The 18,160-nt window shown below is 38.5% G+C and carries 15 protein-coding genes; 9 read left to right on the forward strand and 6 right to left on the reverse strand.

The window, feature by feature from the left end; all coding sequences use genetic code 11:
• Position 1: 1 nt before the first annotated feature.
• A complete protein-coding gene (locus C6P39_RS18760) occupies positions 2-1,420 on the reverse strand; it encodes an MFS transporter (protein WP_104804799.1) in 1,419 nt (472 codons plus the stop codon).
• A gap of 281 nt (positions 1,421-1,701) precedes the next feature.
• Between C6P39_RS18760 and C6P39_RS18765 the strand changes: the two genes are divergently transcribed.
• Complete coding sequence (locus tag C6P39_RS18765) at positions 1,702-2,487, forward strand: arylamine N-acetyltransferase family protein (protein WP_158661617.1); 786 nt, start codon at positions 1,702-1,704, stop codon at positions 2,485-2,487.
• Between the two features lie 76 nt (positions 2,488-2,563).
• Positions 2,564-3,889 carry a serine hydrolase domain-containing protein gene (locus tag C6P39_RS18770; RefSeq protein ID WP_104804801.1) on the forward strand — a complete coding sequence of 442 codons (1,326 nt, stop codon included), beginning with the start codon at positions 2,564-2,566 and terminating at the stop codon, positions 3,887-3,889.
• 280 nt (positions 3,890-4,169) lie between these two features.
• Here the strand turns inward: C6P39_RS18770 and C6P39_RS18775 are convergent, their stop codons facing one another.
• On the reverse strand, positions 4,170-4,916 hold the full coding sequence (locus C6P39_RS18775; RefSeq protein WP_158661618.1) for a LytR/AlgR family response regulator transcription factor: 747 nt from the start codon (positions 4,914-4,916) through the stop codon (positions 4,170-4,172).
• A gap of 211 nt (positions 4,917-5,127) precedes the next feature.
• On the opposite strand from C6P39_RS18775, the gene C6P39_RS18780 reads away from it, so the two are divergent.
• Complete coding sequence (locus C6P39_RS18780) at positions 5,128-5,799, forward strand: hypothetical protein (protein WP_158661619.1); 672 nt, start codon at positions 5,128-5,130, stop codon at positions 5,797-5,799.
• A 52-nt stretch (positions 5,800-5,851) separates the two neighbouring features.
• On the opposite strand, the gene C6P39_RS18785 is transcribed toward C6P39_RS18780, so the two are convergent.
• The 3 genes from C6P39_RS18785 to C6P39_RS27515 form a co-directional block, all read right to left on the reverse strand.
• The gene (locus C6P39_RS18785) at positions 5,852-7,171 is read right to left on the reverse strand and encodes a sensor histidine kinase (protein ID WP_158661620.1); all 1,320 of its coding nucleotides are present in this window, start codon (positions 7,169-7,171) and stop codon (positions 5,852-5,854) included.
• 61 nt (positions 7,172-7,232) lie between these two features.
• A complete protein-coding gene (locus C6P39_RS18790; protein WP_158661621.1) occupies positions 7,233-8,189 on the reverse strand; it encodes a sensor histidine kinase in 957 nt (318 codons plus the stop codon).
• Positions 8,190-8,874: 685 nt separating this feature from the next.
• On the reverse strand, positions 8,875-10,227 hold the full coding sequence (locus tag C6P39_RS27515; protein WP_158661622.1) for a transposase family protein: 1,353 nt from the start codon (positions 10,225-10,227) through the stop codon (positions 8,875-8,877).
• A gap of 523 nt (positions 10,228-10,750) precedes the next feature.
• On the opposite strand from C6P39_RS27515, the gene C6P39_RS18800 reads away from it, so the two are divergent.
• The 6 genes from C6P39_RS18800 to C6P39_RS18825 all read left to right on the forward strand — a co-directional run bounded on the left by C6P39_RS18800 (position 10,751) and on the right by C6P39_RS18825 (position 17,065).
• On the forward strand, positions 10,751-12,151 hold the full coding sequence (locus C6P39_RS18800) for a DUF6034 family protein (RefSeq protein ID WP_104804806.1): 1,401 nt from the start codon (positions 10,751-10,753) through the stop codon (positions 12,149-12,151).
• A gap of 201 nt (positions 12,152-12,352) precedes the next feature.
• Complete coding sequence (locus C6P39_RS18805) at positions 12,353-13,108, forward strand: hypothetical protein (RefSeq protein ID WP_104804807.1); 756 nt, start codon at positions 12,353-12,355, stop codon at positions 13,106-13,108.
• Positions 13,101-14,000, forward strand: coding sequence for a hypothetical protein (locus tag C6P39_RS18810; protein ID WP_104804808.1), 900 nt, complete (start codon positions 13,101-13,103; stop codon positions 13,998-14,000). The genes C6P39_RS18805 and C6P39_RS18810 overlap by 8 nt, the downstream gene beginning before the upstream one ends.
• Before the next feature lie 53 nt (positions 14,001-14,053).
• Positions 14,054-14,644, forward strand: coding sequence for an ATP-binding cassette domain-containing protein (locus C6P39_RS18815; RefSeq protein WP_330407092.1), 591 nt, complete (start codon positions 14,054-14,056; stop codon positions 14,642-14,644).
• Complete coding sequence (locus C6P39_RS18820; protein WP_104804810.1) at positions 14,641-16,182, forward strand: COG1361 family protein; 1,542 nt, start codon at positions 14,641-14,643, stop codon at positions 16,180-16,182. The genes C6P39_RS18815 and C6P39_RS18820 overlap by 4 nt, the downstream gene beginning before the upstream one ends.
• The gene (locus tag C6P39_RS18825) at positions 16,172-17,065 is read left to right on the forward strand and encodes a hypothetical protein (RefSeq protein ID WP_104804811.1); all 894 of its coding nucleotides are present in this window, start codon (positions 16,172-16,174) and stop codon (positions 17,063-17,065) included. Before C6P39_RS18820 ends, C6P39_RS18825 begins: the two co-directional genes overlap by 11 nt.
• 632 nt (positions 17,066-17,697) lie before the next feature.
• On the opposite strand, the gene C6P39_RS18830 is transcribed toward C6P39_RS18825, so the two are convergent.
• Positions 17,698-17,886: a hypothetical protein gene (locus tag C6P39_RS18830; RefSeq protein ID WP_104804812.1), complete on the reverse strand. Its 189-nt coding sequence runs from the start codon at positions 17,884-17,886 to the stop codon at positions 17,698-17,700.
• Between the last annotated feature and the right edge of the window lie 274 nt (positions 17,887-18,160).

Consider the following 18,160-nt stretch of genomic DNA (forward strand, 5'->3'; position numbering starts at 1 on the left):
GTCAATTGTTATTTCTTGCGGCGATCTCTGCGGAATACTGTTCTACTTTCTCTTTTGTCAGACGGAAGCCGAAGAGAAGAAGTACAGCTGCCACGATGAGAGCCAGTGCCGGTATGATCATAAAGGCCATGCAGATTCCCTTTTTCAGCTCTACGGATGCCATTGCAGCGTCAATACTCGGGTCAAAGGCAGCGAAGGCAAGGCAGGCAGAGATGATAATACCTCTTGTCATGACGCCCACCTTCAGAGGTACATTTTGAAGGCCGCTGATCCATCCGGTGGCGTTTTTTCCTGTTTTCCACTCAGAGTAGATGATGGTATCCGCATACAGGGCAGGGGTACATGCGTATGCAATGCCGTATCCGAACTGTGCCACAGACATAAGGATGATGACCAGGGTTACGTTGGCATAGGTAAAGTTGGCTGCGATCAGGATGACCGCCATAGCGAAAAAGGTGATGATGGTAGTCGATCTGGTGGAAATCTTTTTCGCCATATTTTTTGCCAGGTAGGAGCCAATGACACACAGGATATTGGAGATCAGGATGTACCTTGCCAGCAGGCCGGAATCTTGTGCCACATATGTAAAATAATAGATGGCTACACCGGAGCAGACAAAGTTAAACATCCATTTGGCCAGGTCAGCAAGCAGTAAAGAGAGGAGGGGCGGATTCTGTAAAAGAGCTTTGACCAGATCCATGCCTCCTGTTTTTGTGGTGTCCTTTTTGGCTGAGGCGCTGCTTGCGGCGGCTTCTGTTTCTTCGTAGCCGTCAAACATTTTAAAGTGTGTGAAATAGAGCACTGCCATGATACATCCCAGTACAAATGCAGTTGCTCCGTACTGGCTTTTCTCTCCGATCATGCCTGCGAAGAGAGCTGCCAGAGGCGGTCCCACATAGGAGAAGATAACCTTTGAAAAGTTAGCCCATGCAGCTCTGGTGGAAGCCAGATGTGCCCTGTCGTCCGGCGTTTTTCCGGCTACGGCGATCATGGATACGTTGGCTACATAGGGGAAATTCCATACAATATGGCTGACAACGGCAGCTATGATAATGATCGCTATGGAAAGAGGCCCGTCACCGATCTTTAAAAACTGGAACGCGTAGAGAAAAGGTACCATCCATGGCAGAAGGATCAGCCAGGAACGGTAACGGCCCCATTTTTTCGGTTTGATACTGTTTAAGATGGCTCCGTATATCCAGGACAGGAGGGCATCAATGATACTCGCGGTGGTAGTTATAAAGGAGACGGTGGCAAGTCCGAATTGTGCCAAATTGGTGAGGAAAAAGTTAAAGTAATAACTCTCCACATTGGTCATCAGGGTAAAGCCGCAGTCACCCACGCCGTAGAACATCTTCAGTGCCTTGCTCAGTCCCTTTTTGCCGGGTTTTTCTGTGTCAGGATTGGTTTTACTACTCATCTGAATCTCTCCCTTCGTTTTGGACATAGTGCGCACTTGTCCGTTCCTACTTTTTGTTCAGATACCGGTATGCTGTAATAAATTCATAAAACAAGTATATAACAGGTTATGATTTGCGTAAATCCGCACAGGGTTCCATTTGTGGAAAATAGATTCCTACTTTTTGTAGTATAGGGTGTGATCAATATGACGAAAGTTTTTTTCTGCTTTACAAACAAAAAAATAACTGTATATAATGAAAGTATCATATGAGTACGTGTACTGCCCAAGGAGGAAAGGTTATGTATGAAGCACTGTATGCGTCTGTTCCCGATGCGGACGCCTATCTGGAACGAATCCACAGAAAGCGCAGGACTGCGCTTACGAAAGAATATCTGGACGATTTGATCTATGGACATCAGAATCATGTGCCTTTTGAAAATCTGGATGTCTGGATGTTTAAAAAAGATATTCCATTGGATATTGCATCCATTTACGAAAAAGTGGTGGTTAAGAACAGGGGCGGCTACTGCTTTGAACTGAATGCGCTGTTTACCGCCCTGCTAAAAGACCTGGGATTCCATGCTTATTCCTGCATGTGCCGGATAACCAGGAATAAAAATTATGTGCCCCTGGTACTCCACAGGGGAATCCTTGTGGAATTGGATGGCATGAAGTATTTCTGCGATGTGGGCTATGGCGGCCCCATGCCTCCGGGAGCGGTACCGGTGCAGGATGGGGCAGAGGCGGAAATCCGTGGAGAGAAGTATTATATGTACAAGGACGTAGTCCCCTGGTGGACCATGAAGAGAAGGACGAGCAGCGGGGAGATGGAATCTATGCTGCAGTTCTATACTATGCCCCAGGAGGCAGTAGATTATATTCCTATGAATGAATACTGCTCCAAGAATGAGAATTCAGTGTTTCGTCAGAGGCTTTATGTGAATAAGAGGACGGAAAATGGAAGCGTGTCAGTTGTGGGGAATATATTTACAGAAGTGGAGAATGGGGCAGTGGTGCAGGAAAGAGAGATTGGGGAGGAGGAAGTGGCTGGGATTTTGGAGAAGTATTTTGGGATTATGTTATAAGGGGAAAAGACAGAGGCATCTGGTGTGGGTGTCTCTGTCTTTTTACGGATAGAAAGGACAGAAAGAGGTGGGGAAAGTGCCGATTGTTGATTTTATAAATGCCTGCAAAGAAAATACAAATACAAATATTTCACATGTGATTTGTACGTCTAAAGAAAATATACTTGCTGAATATATCATAGAACCATATAAACGTGACACATTGAAGCTGTTTTTCTCTATGACAAAGTCTTTTGCCGGGCTTGCAGTGGGGATAGCCTGTGACATGGGACTTCTGGATCTTGATGATTTTATTGTGGGATTTTTTGATAAAGAATTACCGTTGCTGCCCCATAAAAATCTCAAAAAGATTAGGATACGTCATCTGCTCACAATGTCATGCGGCATTTATGATGATACATACAGAGAATTAGTGATTCAAAATGATTGGGTAAGAGGATTTCTAAATCAGGAATTCCCTCATGAGCCGGGAACATATTACAAATATTGTACCCATGGTTCTCATATGCTTTCGGCAATAATTACAAAAGTCTCAAAAATGTCACTGGAAGATTTTCTGAATATACATCTTTTTCACCCATTGGGGATTTTTGAAGCCCAATGGGAACAGTCACCTGAAGGCTTGACCGCAGGAGGGATGGGACTGAGTCTTTATCCGGATTCGCTTGTAAAGATTGCGCAAATGCTTCTAAATTATGGAGCATATAACGGGAAACAACTGATTTCCAGGAAATATATCAAAATGGCCACTGAACAGCAGATAGTTAAGCAGGAAAGCAGTTTTTTCGGAGGCGCCGGATATGGATTTCAGTTTCATATCGGTAAAGAGGGGTTCTGCCGAATGGATGGTGCTTTCGGTCAGTTGTGCCTGTTGTGCCCTGCAAATGATTTGGCGGTAATCGTATTTTCACAGTGTTCAAAGATGGAAGATTTATTATCGATGATCTATAAACATTTGATATATGAAGATCAAAGCGGCAAAATTTGTTTACTGGATCATAATAATTTTAGAGTGAAGGTTCCTGGGCAGGTTTGGTTTCCTTTGAGAAAATATAGATTTAATGACAATAAGTGGGGAATAGAAAATGTAGAATTTCTGTTTCTTGACGGGGTATATCAGGTGATTATAAAAAATAGAAACGGTATAGAAAAGATATTATTTTCATTAGACTATGATACAAACGGTAAAGTGAAATTTATAAAAGATCTGCAGATGCACATGCAGGAGTATATTTGTCGTGCTGATTTTCATGAATCACTTGAATTGACCTTGTTTTTTATTGAGACCCCATATGTGGTTAAGTATAATTTTGCTTTTGAGGAGGAGAAAATATCATTTGGTTTTTCCGTAAATGTTAGTTTTACACTGGAAAATTTTATTGTAAAAGGCTTTGCGCAATGAGTGCCCCTGCCGGCGTGATTGGCAGTGTTTTTAACTAAATCCAAAATGAGCACAGCAGATAATTCCCATAGGATATTTGCTAAGCTCATTTTTAGATTGATTGTGATATCGTGAAAAAAGTACAGGTCATCACAACGCCCGGGCGTGCATTTGGTGCCTGTGGGGAAGGGTATTTGCGTTTGTCTTATGCTTCATCGGAGGAGGTGGTGCTTGAGGCGATAAAACGGCTTAAGGAATATTTTGGTATCATTTGACAAGCCCTCCCAATTTACATTCTTGGTCACTTTCCGGCTTCCAAAGCCAAAGCTACTTCTTTTTGAAAGCGGACGGCAACGTCACAGGTAAGATTATTATCAAATACAACTTTACGGACTTTTTTTTGCAGAGCCTGTACATGCTTTATATTGATTATGATGGATTTATGACAATATATAAAGTCACTGCCCAGGCGGGATTTTAACAGTTTTAATGACTCACTTGTCTCATAAATGCTGAACTGTGTATGTATGGCTCTTTTGCGGGTCCCCGGCACGATTTCTATATAATAGATATCTGACTGTTTTAAATGTATGTTCTCTGTTTTTGTTTTTAGTACCAGTGTCTCTTCTTCAGCAAGTGAGCGGGTATCTCTTTCGTGAATGAGCAGCAGGCAATCTGCTATGTTTTTCTTTAAGTCCTCAAAATTGTCTTTAGGTATAAAGTCAGTGGCAGCTATTCTGTGTCTCAATATCATCATACTATATTCGGAATGTGAGGTGATATAGATAATATATCCGTCAGGATCATATTGTCTGATTTTTTCTCCCAGATATATACCTTCTTTTCTTTTGCCGTTGCCCAGTGCAATATCTAAAAAATAAATTCCTTTTTGCTTGCCGCTGCTCACTCTGGTTAATATCTCGTCAGGGTCGGTTGTTGAACAGACAATTTTCATTTCATATTCATGAAAGGAAAGATAATCCTGAATGTAATTAGTATAACTTTTTAGGAGTACAGGCTCGTCTTCGCAAATAAAAATTGGCAGCATACAAATTCCTCTTTCTGAACGTTTATGTAAAAAAACAAGACGTTTGCGCATAAAATAACGTATTTCATTATATCATATGCTAGAATAAAATACACATAAAATGTTGAAAAAACCAGATAAAGCAGAGAGTATAAAAAAAGTACAGTTGCATAACCTGGAAAAACACTCAGCATGGTTTCGTTAAAATATGTATAGACTATGGAGGGATAAAGTGAGAATGAACAAACGTTACAAATTATGGATGGGGGCATGGGCTGTTTCTGTTTCTCTTTTATTTGCGGGATGTGGAACAAAGGAGAAAACGGAAAAGGATGCCGCTGCGATTACCGCGGAGACGGAAAGTGATTCAAATAAAAAAAAGGAAACAGTAGTTCAGCCTAAGAAAGATTCAAAAAACACTGTGGAAGATAAGAAAGTTGAAAATTCAGATATAAATAAACCTGCAGATATGACAGGGCAGGGCGCCGACACAAATGCAGCCGCGGAAGAGAACGTGCAGGAGGATAATGCAGAAGCAGTTGAGGAAAGCCGTAATCCGAATCCGGATATAAATGCAGATGTGACGGAAGAAGAGACAGAGAAGGATTTGATAGAATCCTGTGGTTATGTTATAGCAACAAATGAAGGGCCGACGATGCTGATCGCTGAAGGATGGGAAGAGGCGCCGCCCAGCGTAGTAGAAGCCAGAGAAACGGGGGTATCATATTATATCGGAGACGCAGAAATTGATTGCCCTTGTCGTATTTCTGCCGGATTGGTCGTGTATTTTACATATTATACGGAAGATGGGGTCAATATCGCTGTTGATATTACCAGCGACGGTGATGAGAAAGAACCGAGATTTTATGACTATGAATATGAATATCCACAGGATGAGCAGTAATTAAAAGCCGGATGATCTCCGGCTTTTTCATGATTGCAGATATAAAATTATTTTAGCTTTGTGGGATAAGAAGCTCCTGTGTGAAACAGCTATCTCTACATTCTGTGAAATGCATAACAACCGGATATTTATTTAATATCTCTTTTGCATTATAAAGTCCGATACCGTGTCCGAGGATTTTGGTTGTAAAACCGTTTTCGTATAGTTTTTCAATAGGAATAGCAGTTGCATTACAGGAATTAGTAAGACGAATAATAATGTTATCGTCATTTTGTAAAAAACCACAAAACAATTTCTTCTCTTCCGTTTCAGAGGCTGCTTCAATAGCATTGTCAAGGAATATGCCTATGAGCCGTGATAAATCTACAGGTTCCACAGAACCGATAGAAGTAAGAGGGGAGGGGATGTCAATATCTAACTGCAGGTGTAGGGAAGAGGCACGCATAAATTTCTGGTACAATAAACTTTTTAATTCCAGGATTTGTATATTTGCAAGTCTCCCGATTGACATACTGTCTTGGGAAAACTGTTTTCCGGTAGGCAGGATTTTAGAATGAAAGTAATCCTCCAGACTGTCTAAGTCCCCTTGTTCTATATAACAATCTAAAGTGGCGAGAATGTTTATGTAATCGTGTTTGAAGGAACGCATTTGCTGGTAAAGGTCTTCCAGTTTGGTTGTGTATTCCTGTAGTTTTTGATATTCCAGTATTTTTTGTTTCTTTTCTGTATCTTGTTTGATGGTTTTGATTGAGTGATATAGTATAATAACAGATAGAGAAAAATACAACAAAAAAAGAAAACAGTTTAAAAGATAACTAAATAAAGGATATCCCATATATTGGCCTGTGGCAAAGTTTGTAATTAATATACAGGCACAAACAGCTATAAATAGACATATGTTGATAACAAATTTTATGTTAAATTTATGCGTGAAAAGAAAATCTAATTGTTTCCTGAAAATTCTTTTAATGGCTGCGGTCGTAACGTACAACAATAAAATATAACATATATTAAATAAGGAGCGAAAAAGCCAGCTAAGTTTCATTACATAAATATCTGTTATAACGTAGATGATGGTCACACATAAATAATTTAAAAAAACATTATATATGTAACCCATGATTCCCAATATACAAATTTGAAATTTTTTCTTTTGACCAATCACAGAAACAAATACGGTATAACATATAACCAGGTAAGTTGAAAACTCACCACAAACAGGGTAGAGAAAAATTGTTATAATAGATATACCGGCTGCCATACAAAGCTTATTACGCATTTTGATAGGGGAAAGCGACAGGTTTGTAAACGCAATGATCAAGAACAGGACGCCGAATATATTATCTATAAAAAACTGTAAAGACAGATTCATGATATACCTCCAATTTATCTGTGTATTTTTCTGAATGTTCTTTTTACTTAGTGAGAAGATTTTAACAGCGTGGAATCTGTATTTCCTGGGTGAAATGGTTATCTTTACATTTGGTGTGATGAATAACATCCGGATATTTATTTAATATCTTTTTGGCATTAAAAAGCCCGATACCATATCCGGAATTTTTGGTTGTAAAGCCGTTTTCATATAATTTTTCAATTGGAATATCATTTTTAATACAGGAATTCGTAAGACAGATGATCATACCATCGTCATTTTGCAGAAGTCCGCAGAATAAATATTTTTCTTCCGTTTCAGATGCAGCTTCAATGGCATTATCAAGAAAGATACCCATAAGCCTGGATAAATCCACAGGCTCCATAGAGCCGGACGAAGAAACAGGGGAGGGGATATCAATATCTAACTGCAGGTGCAGGGAAGAGGCACGCATAAATTTCTGGTATAATAAACTTTTAAATTCTAAACCTTGTATATTTGCAAGCCTTCCCAGTGATGCGGTATCTTTGGAAAATTGTTTTCCGGTAGGAAGGATTTTATTATGAAAATACTCGTCCAGGCTGTCAAAATCCCGCTGTTCTATATAACAATCCAGAGTGGCAAGAATGTTTATGTAATCGTGTTTGAAAGAACGTATCTGCTGATAAAGGTCTTCTAATTTTGTTGTGTACTCCTGTAGGTTTTTGAATTCTGTCAGTTTTTGTTTTTCTATAGCCTCTCTTTTAACAGAATTTACTATGTAATAAATAAGTACGATAGTAAGAGAAAAGTAGGACAAAAATAGAAAACAGTTAATAAAAGTCAGGTATGTAGGATATCCCAATTGCTCACTTGATGAGAAATTAAATATGAATAGTGAAACACATAAAACAACAAAAATAACGATGAGGGTTAGCATTTTCTTTTGCTCAGTAAAGTGGCTGATAGATATATGCTTTTTTAAATAATTGCCAATTTGATAAGTTATAATCCAACATAGAAATGCATAGAAAATCATAAATACTATACTTTGCGTAAAATTATAATCCGAGAAATTAATCCTAAAAATTATATATACAAATAATGTACAAATATAATTTAAAGTCACCTGGATTAAGTAACCTATAAGAAATAAAAGACAGTTTAGTAATGCGTTCTGTTTATTAAGATAGATTATAAATAGTATATATGCGATCAGTAAATAGGTTGAGTATTCACTAAAAAAACATAAAGATATTGGTGAAATTATGAAACAGCCAAGCCACAAGATTAATTTTAAAGGAAATTTAAGGCTTGAATAGAGCATGTTTAAGCAAGTAGAGACTGTTACCAAAACCCCTAAGAAACTTGAAATAAAAAAATAAATCATAATTGACTCCTTACGTTCACTCAATAAACTATAACGTTTATGCGTATTTTTTTATCTGATTATTTATTGTGATATAATTTTAACATAAAATTATATCTTAAACCAGTTAAAAACTCAATCAGAGCTGTAGGACAGCAGCGGTGAGGAATAAATTTTATTTATTTCTCAGACTTTACTGCATACTTTTCTTTTTACAAATTATCCACCTTTTTTCTAACATTGTTCTTTGTTATACACATCCTATTTCTATACGGATACCGTTTCCAAAATTTGTGGATAACTATTCTATTATTTCAGCTTTCTTTTAACCACCACCTGTGTTAAAATAATCTTGTTATTCCAGATACACCGTTGTGTATCTAAAAATATAGGATACATCTTCGTCCGTTACTGGCTGTCTTCTAAAACTTTCCAGTAACCCCGAAGATGTATTTTTTAGTGTCTGGTTCAGCTCTTTTATATATGGATTCCATGCTACATAGAGCTGCATCAGGATATCTGCTATCTGCGTCAACAGATAGTGGTTTTTCATCGCATTGCTGTTTTTACTGTTGAGGTGTTCTATACGGTACAGTCCCTTCTTCTGGTTGTTAAAACCTTCATTTTCTATTTTCCAGCGCCCTCTTCCGGCAAGTATCATTTCTTCCAGGTTCCGTTTCGTTACTTCCAGACTGGTCACCCATTCAAAACATAGGCTCTCTTTCTTTCCTTCCTTGTCTTTTCTTTCATATTCATACTCAAATACATTCATAACCTCTGTTTTTCCGGCAACTTCTTCCACATGGTTTGCATAGAATCCCCTTCCCTTCTCTTGGCATAATCCTGGCTGACGTTCGGCATCTTCACCAGATTTTATCCATTCAAAACCTTCATCCAGTTTTTTCTGCCTTGTCTCTTTTTGGGTAAAAAGATATTCCCAATGGCAGGTTTTCTTACATAGCTTCATGAATGGTTCTGTTGCGTATAATGCATCACCCTGGATACAGATGGGAAGCCTTGGATAAGCTTTTTTTATTTTTTGCAAAAGACGTTTTGCGGCAGTCAGCTCACAGTCCTGTTTGCTTACATCTTCTTTTTCGTTTTCTATGAATTCCGTTCCCAGACTGATAACGATCTTATCACTCAGTACTATCTTTGCTTCCAGAACTTTATGATGATACAGCTTTACCGTCTTTCCATCATCGGTCTTTCTTTTCGTGCACAGACAGTTGTCACAATGCCTTTCCTTAAAATAAAACAAACCTGTCCCATCCAGGATGATCCGCCAATATTTCCCCAACAGCCGGTTTCTATGAAACTGCCTGCCACGGATCAAACTTGTGACCATCTTTTTTCGTAGATCTGAAAGGCACTCCGGCGACAGCCTCTCCAGATAATAATTCAGAGTATCATAATGAGGCATTTCCTCCAGATGCCGGTTTCCTGACAGAAGACGAAGTGTATCAATACAGGTTTCTTTATTGAAGTTTTCCTCCATCTCTCTCATGGAAAACTGACCACATACATTTTTTAGGATTGCCATATATCCCAGATCTGCCTGTGTGTATGTGATATAACTCTGGTTTCTTGGGTCATCCATCTCCATGATCCATTCCTTTAAAGAATGGAAAAAATGATTTGTGACCATCATAAGATCAACGATCTCCCTATCCTGTTTCTTTCGTTCCCGCTTTTCCCGTTTTCTCATTTTTAAAACCTCCAGTGCGAAAAATTTATTACTTATATTTTACCGCACAGAAGGCTATCCTGCATAAAATCTGGTTATTTTATTGTGAAAAATATTTATTCCTCAAAGCTGGTAGGACAGNTTTTCCCGTTTTCTCATTTTTAAAACCTCCAGTGCGAAAAATTTATTACTTATATTTTACCGCACAGAAGGCTATCCTGCATAAAATCTGGTTATTTTATTGTGAAAAATATTTATTCCTCAAAGCTGGTAGGACAGAACTGGAACTCAATCCATAATCAATGACTTTTTATTGTTTTTTGTAACTGCTCACTACATTCACAGTTACAGGCAAAAATCCATGCAGAATCGCCTTTGGCGATGGGATGTTTGTGATCTTATTGATAGGTATTATTTTGATATGAATTAGCACTACAGCGAATATTTAGGGTTCTTTTTTCTATGCAACAGATACGCGCAATGATTTCGTGGTATATGATAATAGTTTTAGAATGCAAAAACTAAGAAGGGAGGATCAGGAAAAGTGAAGAGACTATACATAGTCAAATTATTATGCCTTTTGCTTATCTGTACATTTATTTCGGGTTGTCAGGAAACACCGCAAGAAGATCTGGTCAAAAATAAAAAGGAGCAGGATTTAGAACAGGAAATGAAGGCGAACCAGCCGACAGGAGAAAGTTATGCTCAGACTGCAGAGATTTTAGAGTCTGTACCAACGCATTATACGGATGAATTTGAGGCGGACGGTGTAGCTGTGCTGGTTGATGCAGATGTACATATTCCGGATACAGATAAAATTGTAAGTGAAAAAGTAAAACCAGCAGCAATGACGCAGGAACAGATAAAACAAGTAATACATTATTTCGTAGGTGATGCGGCCTGCTACCCAATTGGCACTGCAGTATCCAAAGAAGAGATAATGGATGAAATTATTTCTCTCAAACAGGAGATATCGCTTCTGGAATGCGGCGCGCAATCAAGTATTAATGAAGGGGATGGAACTTTGGATGAGCAGCTTTCTCAATTAAAGGAGCAGTTAAAAAAATCCGAAGAATTATATACGGCAGAGGCAGATAAGGAGGCAGCCCCCATTGCTGTTGATGACATCACATTTGACGAAAAGGGTGCCATAGAACTTCAGAGTGATTTAGGAAGGGCGGAAAAAGCCCGGATACTTATTTACAAGGATACAGACAGAGGCGATCGGATAGAGTTCATGAATTACAGTCCAGCATATAACGCTGTAGAAGGCGCTTGGTCTGTGGATATTTCAGAAGAAGAAGCTGGGAATAAGGCACAAGAAGTGATTCAGGCACTTGAATTGGGCGATTTGGAAATTGTGGGTATTGAGAAAAAGGCGCAGGTTGTAGATGGAAATATTGTGGGATATTACGATATTAGCTATAAGAGAAAGATAGGCGGACTTGAAAATTTTTATCTTGAAGAAAAGACTTCTGTTCAGACAGACCGGGCGGAACCCCTGGAAGAGTATAGTGCCCATATGGGGCAGACACAAGATAATATACAGGTGGACGCTTCAGGAGTCATTGGCATGAATATGAATTTGCCGCCCCGGGTGATAGAATCCATTAATAAAGATGTCGCCATAAGCAGTTTTGATCAGATGAAGGAATTTCTGGCCGCAAATATTATGAATAAATCGTGGAAAGCACCAGGTGAAAAGACTTATCTGAAGATTACACAGATTTATTTGTCTTCTATGTATGTAGTTAATAAGAATAACAACCAGGAATACTTGACTGTTCCAGTGTGGGATTTCTGCGGATATTCTTACTGGGAAAGTATGCCGGAGAATTCCGTTTATAATCTGGAGAAGGTAGATAAAGAGAGCATCTACAAAACTACATATTTAACCCTAAATGCCATTGATGGAAGTGTTGTTAGCAGACAAGCGGGATATTAACTATAAACAGAATATGGCCAGCGGGAAGTATATTGACAACAGGATATGAGGTAATAAGGTGACTATTCAACAGGCCGCGCATTTACTGTGTTGACTGTAGGAAAGACCCTGTGAGGGGGAAAACAATCAACAGCCAGGCAAAGTCAAAGCTGATGAGGATACCCAATAGTTACATAATAAGAGTAACAGGCAGGAAATTATATGAGATATATATATGCAGAATTGATTCGGGTTTTAGAACAAAAGCGTTTTTATATGATAAATTTCTTGGTGATTGCTGTCATGATTTTGCAGTCTGAAAGGATTTGCCATCTGGCAGAAGAAAAAGAATGGCTGGCACAGGGATTTTGGATTCATTTGCTTTCGCTCATACTCCAGGATCAGCATACCGTTTTGTTTTTTGCGGTCATAAGCGGAACGGCATATGCGTCGAGTCTTAGAGAGGATTATGAAAGTAGGTTTTACTACCCCTGTTTTTGCCGTGAAAGACGAATTGATTATATAAAAGGTAAGATTGCAGTGAACTTTTGTGTTATTAACACGGTTTTTATAACAGCTTGTTTCTTCTGTGCTGTGAAGCAGTTTTTGTTTTTGAGTCCTCGAGAGGTTTTGCCTGTGGAGAGTGGAATGATAGAATCTGTCAGAGAGATATTGTCTTTTGGAATTACATATCTGCTGTTTAATTTTTTTTGGAGTAGTTTTGCTATGATGATTTCTTATGCTATGAAAAGTATATACTTGTCTTATCTTGCGCCTTTTATTGGATTCTACCTTCTGGTGATTATGAATCAGCGTTTTTTTAAGCAGTTAATAATGTTAAATCCCTATATGTGGATACAAAAAGGACAAGACTGGTATGGCGGGAAATATGGTCAGTGGTTATTCCTTCTCTTATTGTGTATTGCCGTTAATTTGATTCTTGCAGTCATTGTTTATAAGAGGTACGGAAATGATTAAAATGAAGCAGACAGGTATGGTTGTGGTCTTTTATTTCCGCCTTTGGAAACATAATTCCAAAGTATGGACCGCTTTTGGCCTGAATTTTGTTATATGTTATCTCTTGTTGGAAAGAATATTAGATTTTTCAGAGCAGCATCATACGGTTATGCAGATATTTGAACCATTCATCTGGACTTTTGACGACAGTTATGCAGTTCTGCTGATTTCAGTGGTTCTGCTCTTGCTATTTTCTGATGTTCCGTATCTTGGTAAGGAAGTGCCTTATCATCTCATGCGCATGAGCAGGAAGGTATGGCTGACTGGCCAGGTGCTTTATGTAATTTTGGCTACAGGGATTTATATGATGGCAATCTTGCTGTCAACGGTCATTATCTGTGGACCGCGCTGTTTTATAGGGAACAGGTGGAGTGAAACGGCAGTGAAGCTGGCCTTTTCAGATGCAGGCGAAACTTTATCTCTGGCATCTTCTGCCAGAACCATAGAGATGTCACGGCCGTATCAATGTATGTTGATCATAATTACACTGATTTTTCTTTATTCTTGTCTTATGGTATTCTTTATGTTTGTTTTCAGAATTTTGTTGTCTGAGACGGCTGGTATGGCCGCAGGAATTTCATTTAACCTTTACACAGTGCTTATGAGTCCTGAATTGATCGGGGAATTGTTTCATATCAGCGAGCAGGAGCGGTATAAGCTGTATGTGATTGCAGGCTGGGCTTCCCCGTTAAGGCAGGCTACATACCATTTGCATAATTTTGGTTACGATAAACTGCCAACTATTTGGCAGAGTCTGGTGTATTCCGGAGTGGTTTTAATCCTCCTGTTTATACTGGCTCTGGCGGGTATGCGGAAATATAATTTTAACTTCGGAGGTACCCTGGAAAATTGAGAGAAGATATTATTATAATTGAGCATGTCTGTAAATCTTTTCGGGGGGAGAAGGTGTTAAAGGACATTACTTATACGCTTCAGGCTGGGAAAATATACGGCCTGATTGGAAATAATGGAAGTGGAAAGACCGTCTTGCTGAAATGCATCTGCGGTTTTCTGATTCCGGATTCTGGAAAGATTTTTGTCCGGGGAAAGTGGATTGGCAGGGATGTGGATTTTCCTGAAAATATTGGCGCTATTATTGAAAGTCCTGGTTTTCTTCCAAATATGACAGGTATGAAAAATCTGAGGATTCTCGCAGCGCTCAATGGAAAAATAAATAGAGATGATATCCGAAAAGCCATTTGTAAGGTGGGGTTAAATCCCGATTTGAAAAAGAGTGTGGGAAAGTATTCTCTCGGAATGCGCCAGCGCCTGGGAATTGCACAGGCTATTATGGAAAATCCTAACATTCTTATATTGGATGAACCATTTAATGGTCTGGACAAAAGGGGAATTAAAGAGATACGTGAACTGATATTGGAACTAAAGCAAGAGGGAAAAACAATTCTGTTGGTTAGCCATAATCAAAAAGATATTGATATTTTGTGCGATGAAGTCTGTGAGATAGATAATGGATGTCTGGAGGTATTGACAAGATGAAAAAGAGTATTATTCTGGCAGGAATTCTTATAGGCACTCTGTTTGGACAAACAATTGCCGCCGCCGGTACAGAGGATGCTGCATATATGACTTCAGAACAGGAAAATTCCAGTAATCAGGAAGAACCGGGCCAGGATAAACAGGAAGAAAGTACAGACGTGGAACTGTATATAGATAATCAGACTGTGTATGAGGGAATGGATACTTCCTACAGCAATGGATACATACCAAAAGAGGGTGAAGACAGTGTTGAGATTATACTGCCTTTGCTGCACAAAGGAGAGATTCTTAACAAAGAGATCCGTGTGAGTCCCAATATAGGTGATACACAGGAGAATCCCTTTATTTATAAGAATTATGACATGTATGTAAAAGAAAAAGAGATTACTACTGCTGAACAGAAAGCGAAGAAATCCGTGTATTACATAAAGCTGACGCTGGAGTTAAAACAGGAGAGGATGGGTGGTACTTTTCCTATAACCTGGGAAATTTCAGGGGAAAGCATTGGCAGCAAGAAGTTTAAACAGACCTTTACAACTTATGTCAATGTTACGGAAAAAATGGCAGAGGAAAAAGAAGAAGCGGAAGAAGAAAAAACAGAAATTGGGGAGACTGGGGAAGAGGCAAATACAGCCCAAAATGGAGGTGAAATCAACGCGGGACTGCCGGAGGATGGTGTTACTCAGGAAGATGCAGAGAAGAAATCATCCCCCAAGTTACTTCATATAGGAACAACTTGTGAGGAAGAAGAGGTTGTTCCAGGTGAAAGTGCTGTTTTCCATCTGCAATTTCAGAATATGAGCGAAAAAGAAAACATAAATAATGTAAGCCTTTCTGTCACAAGTCAGGAAAAGGATATTTCCATATTAAATGAAAGCACAGTCTGGTATTTTGAACATATCGGACATAAAGAGACAATAGAGATTTCCGTGGAGGTTTTGGTTCAAATGGGAATTGAAACAGATGCTTTCACACTTCAATATAAAGCGGCCTATGAAAATGGGGAAGCTGAACAGTTGACAGAGGAGGGGACTGTCGTAGTTAAGATACGGAAGATACCTAAAGTAACTGCAGAGATGACGAAGCCGAATAAGCAGATTTACGTTGGAGATGCTATTGCAGTGAAAGGAAGCTTTATGAATACCGGAGCAGGAAAAGCCTATAATTTGACTATTTCCCTGACTGCTGAGGGGTTGAAATTTCAGAACACCATGTTCATTGGAGAAATCGAAAGCAGGGATGCTGCGGAAGCAGATGGTATTTTGCTGGTGGATGGCAAGGAAGGAAAGGATAAATACGGAGAAATAAACGGTACATACCGAATAAGTTACAGCGATGAACTAGGGAAAGAATATGTGGAGGAAATTCCTTTCACCACAGAGCTGCAGCCACCAATACTGCTTTCAGATAATGATAATAAGAAAGAAGGGGAGAAGATGTCGGTACAGTGGTGGATAACTATAGGGATTCTAGCCGAAATCATTATGCTTTGTTTAGCTTATTTTCTAAAAAAGGTAAAAGAGAATCATGATAAGTGAATGGAGATATATCGGTAAACAACTCTTTGAGAGAGGAAGATACAAATGGATATTGATTTTTTTTGCACTTCTATTTGCTGCAGCCATTGTACTGCCAAAAGAGCAGTTTAAGAGGATAAAAAATGCTTACAAGAGTCAGGAGATATGGATAACGGACAGTTATGTATCATTAGAAACAGTTTCAGAACTGGAAAGATGGAAGGACATTGAAACGGTTTATCCCTTATATAAACTACAGGCGGGTTCAATTGGAGAGGAGAAGAAAGAATTTGACCTTTATGGTATCTGTGGGAATTACATTTCAGATTCAAAAGCAGAAGAGATGATTTTTCTTCCGGAAAAATTGGGATTTTTTATATCCAAATTATCCAGTCAGACACTGCTCACCGTGGGGAAAGAAAAACATACACAAAAAGAATACGTGTTTTCTAATACACGGAAAAGTAAAAATAACGTGGCTTATATTTCCGGGGATACAGCAGAGAAAATCATCAGGGAGACAGGCGCAGTGGCAGGATATTATGACGGAGTGTGTCTCAAGATTACGTCTGCCGCATCTGCGTGGAAGATAGAAAAGCTTATAAAGAAAATACATGGAGTGTCCCTAAGTGACTTAAGTATTCTTAAAGAACAGTATAAATTAGGGCATGATAGCCTTATGTTGTTTGTGTTCTATCTGATAGCCGGAATTTTAGTGATAGAGGTTCTGATTTCTTTGATGACGGAAAATTTGTGGAATGCTGGGAAGATTCAATTGCATAAAGAAAAAATTATGGAGGATAACCGTAAGAAAGTAAAGATATATTGGTTTGTGAAAATGAATGGTATTTTCATATCTATAGTGGTAACTGCAGTAGTATTAGCAATATTGGGTGTTGTTTGAATCTATTACAGCAAAAGTCTCTGTCCATCCGGGAGCCATCACATCATATCTAGTCCGGTGTGGCGACTTGAAAATTTCATATACTTTGTAGATTTTACTGAATCACAACGCTACCTATAGTACAAAAGAAGTATCTTAGGAAAGTAGGTGTTTCATATATTATTTACAGAGGATTCATGCCGGCAGATTTCATTTATAGATAGCTTTATTGGTCTTACTTCATGAGAATAAAAGGAATCAGAAAAATCATGGGCAAAGATATTTGCTGAGGGGATTTTTTCTGCTATTGGTGAAAAACGTTTTCCGGTTTTTTATAGTGAAAAAGCTTCACGTCCTAATGCTCCTGTCAATGTAATAGTCGGCCGGTGCTTTGATCATCAAAGAACTATTTGATTACTCTGAGGATGAGATGATCGAAAACTGATGCATCTTTGTCCTCCTTTTCTGCTGAAAAGAGAGGGAGGAACAGGGCTAAAAGAGCCGATGTGAGGTCCTCCTCAAGCCGGGAGTTGTTTCCGGTCTGAGGGTTGTTTCCATCATAGCCTCCCCCATCAAGATATCAGAATTCATAGACTCGTTGAATGAAGATTAGATATGGTATAACAAAAAAGGGATTAAAGTATCATAATCAGCTATATGTCATCTCTTGACTCTTCATCGACCGTTTGCTGTGTGGATGTTTCTGATGTACAAAGTTTCATTTCTCTACTATATTCTTTAAATTGAGGTTCGTATGTAAATACTGGTAACGAGTGTTTCATAGAATTATTTGCATACTTCATAATATTTTGAATAAGTAAATCTATTTTTTTATTTGACATTAATTTCTCCCTTCAGACAGTCTGAAAGCTTTATTCTTTTAAAATTCAGACATTTATTTATACTGTTATAGATGGATTTCTACATATATTTTAGTGTACGTAGCCAACAACTAACTCATTTAATTACGTCTTTTGTATAAAAAAGATATGATTATAATCTACATATTTCTCAATTATTATTGCGTTATCAAATGAATAAATATATAATACTATATAAAATACAGTTTTATTATAAAATGCTTGAACGTTTCAAGAAACAACATAAACGTTTGGA

This window comes from Blautia marasmi (assembly GCF_900258535.1).
GTDB classification, from domain to species: Bacteria; Bacillota; Clostridia; order Lachnospirales; family Lachnospiraceae; genus Blautia; species Blautia hominis.

Coding starts and splice junctions, on each gene's coding strand:
- C6P39_RS18790 (WP_158661621.1), bottom strand. CDS start 8,189: ATGATTTTCTATGCATTTCTATGTTGGATTATAACTTATCAAATTGGC.
- C6P39_RS18775 (WP_158661618.1), bottom strand. CDS start 4,916: ATGCTGCCAATTTTTATTTGCGAAGACGAGCCTGTACTCCTAAAAAGT.
- C6P39_RS18805 (WP_104804807.1), top strand. CDS start 12,353: ATGAGATATATATATGCAGAATTGATTCGGGTTTTAGAACAAAAGCGT.
- C6P39_RS27515 (WP_158661622.1), bottom strand. CDS start 10,227: ATGAGAAAACGGGAAAAGCGGGAACGAAAGAAACAGGATAGGGAGATC.
- C6P39_RS18765 (WP_158661617.1), top strand. CDS start 1,702: ATGTATGAAGCACTGTATGCGTCTGTTCCCGATGCGGACGCCTATCTG.
- C6P39_RS18825 (WP_104804811.1), top strand. CDS start 16,172: ATGATAAGTGAATGGAGATATATCGGTAAACAACTCTTTGAGAGAGGA.
- C6P39_RS18810 (WP_104804808.1), top strand. CDS start 13,101: ATGATTAAAATGAAGCAGACAGGTATGGTTGTGGTCTTTTATTTCCGC.
- C6P39_RS18785 (WP_158661620.1), bottom strand. CDS start 7,171: ATGAATCTGTCTTTACAGTTTTTTATAGATAATATATTCGGCGTCCTG.
- C6P39_RS18760 (WP_104804799.1), bottom strand. CDS start 1,420: ATGAGTAGTAAAACCAATCCTGACACAGAAAAACCCGGCAAAAAGGGA.
- C6P39_RS18830 (WP_104804812.1), bottom strand. CDS start 17,886: ATGTCAAATAAAAAAATAGATTTACTTATTCAAAATATTATGAAGTAT.
- C6P39_RS18820 (WP_104804810.1), top strand. CDS start 14,641: ATGAAAAAGAGTATTATTCTGGCAGGAATTCTTATAGGCACTCTGTTT.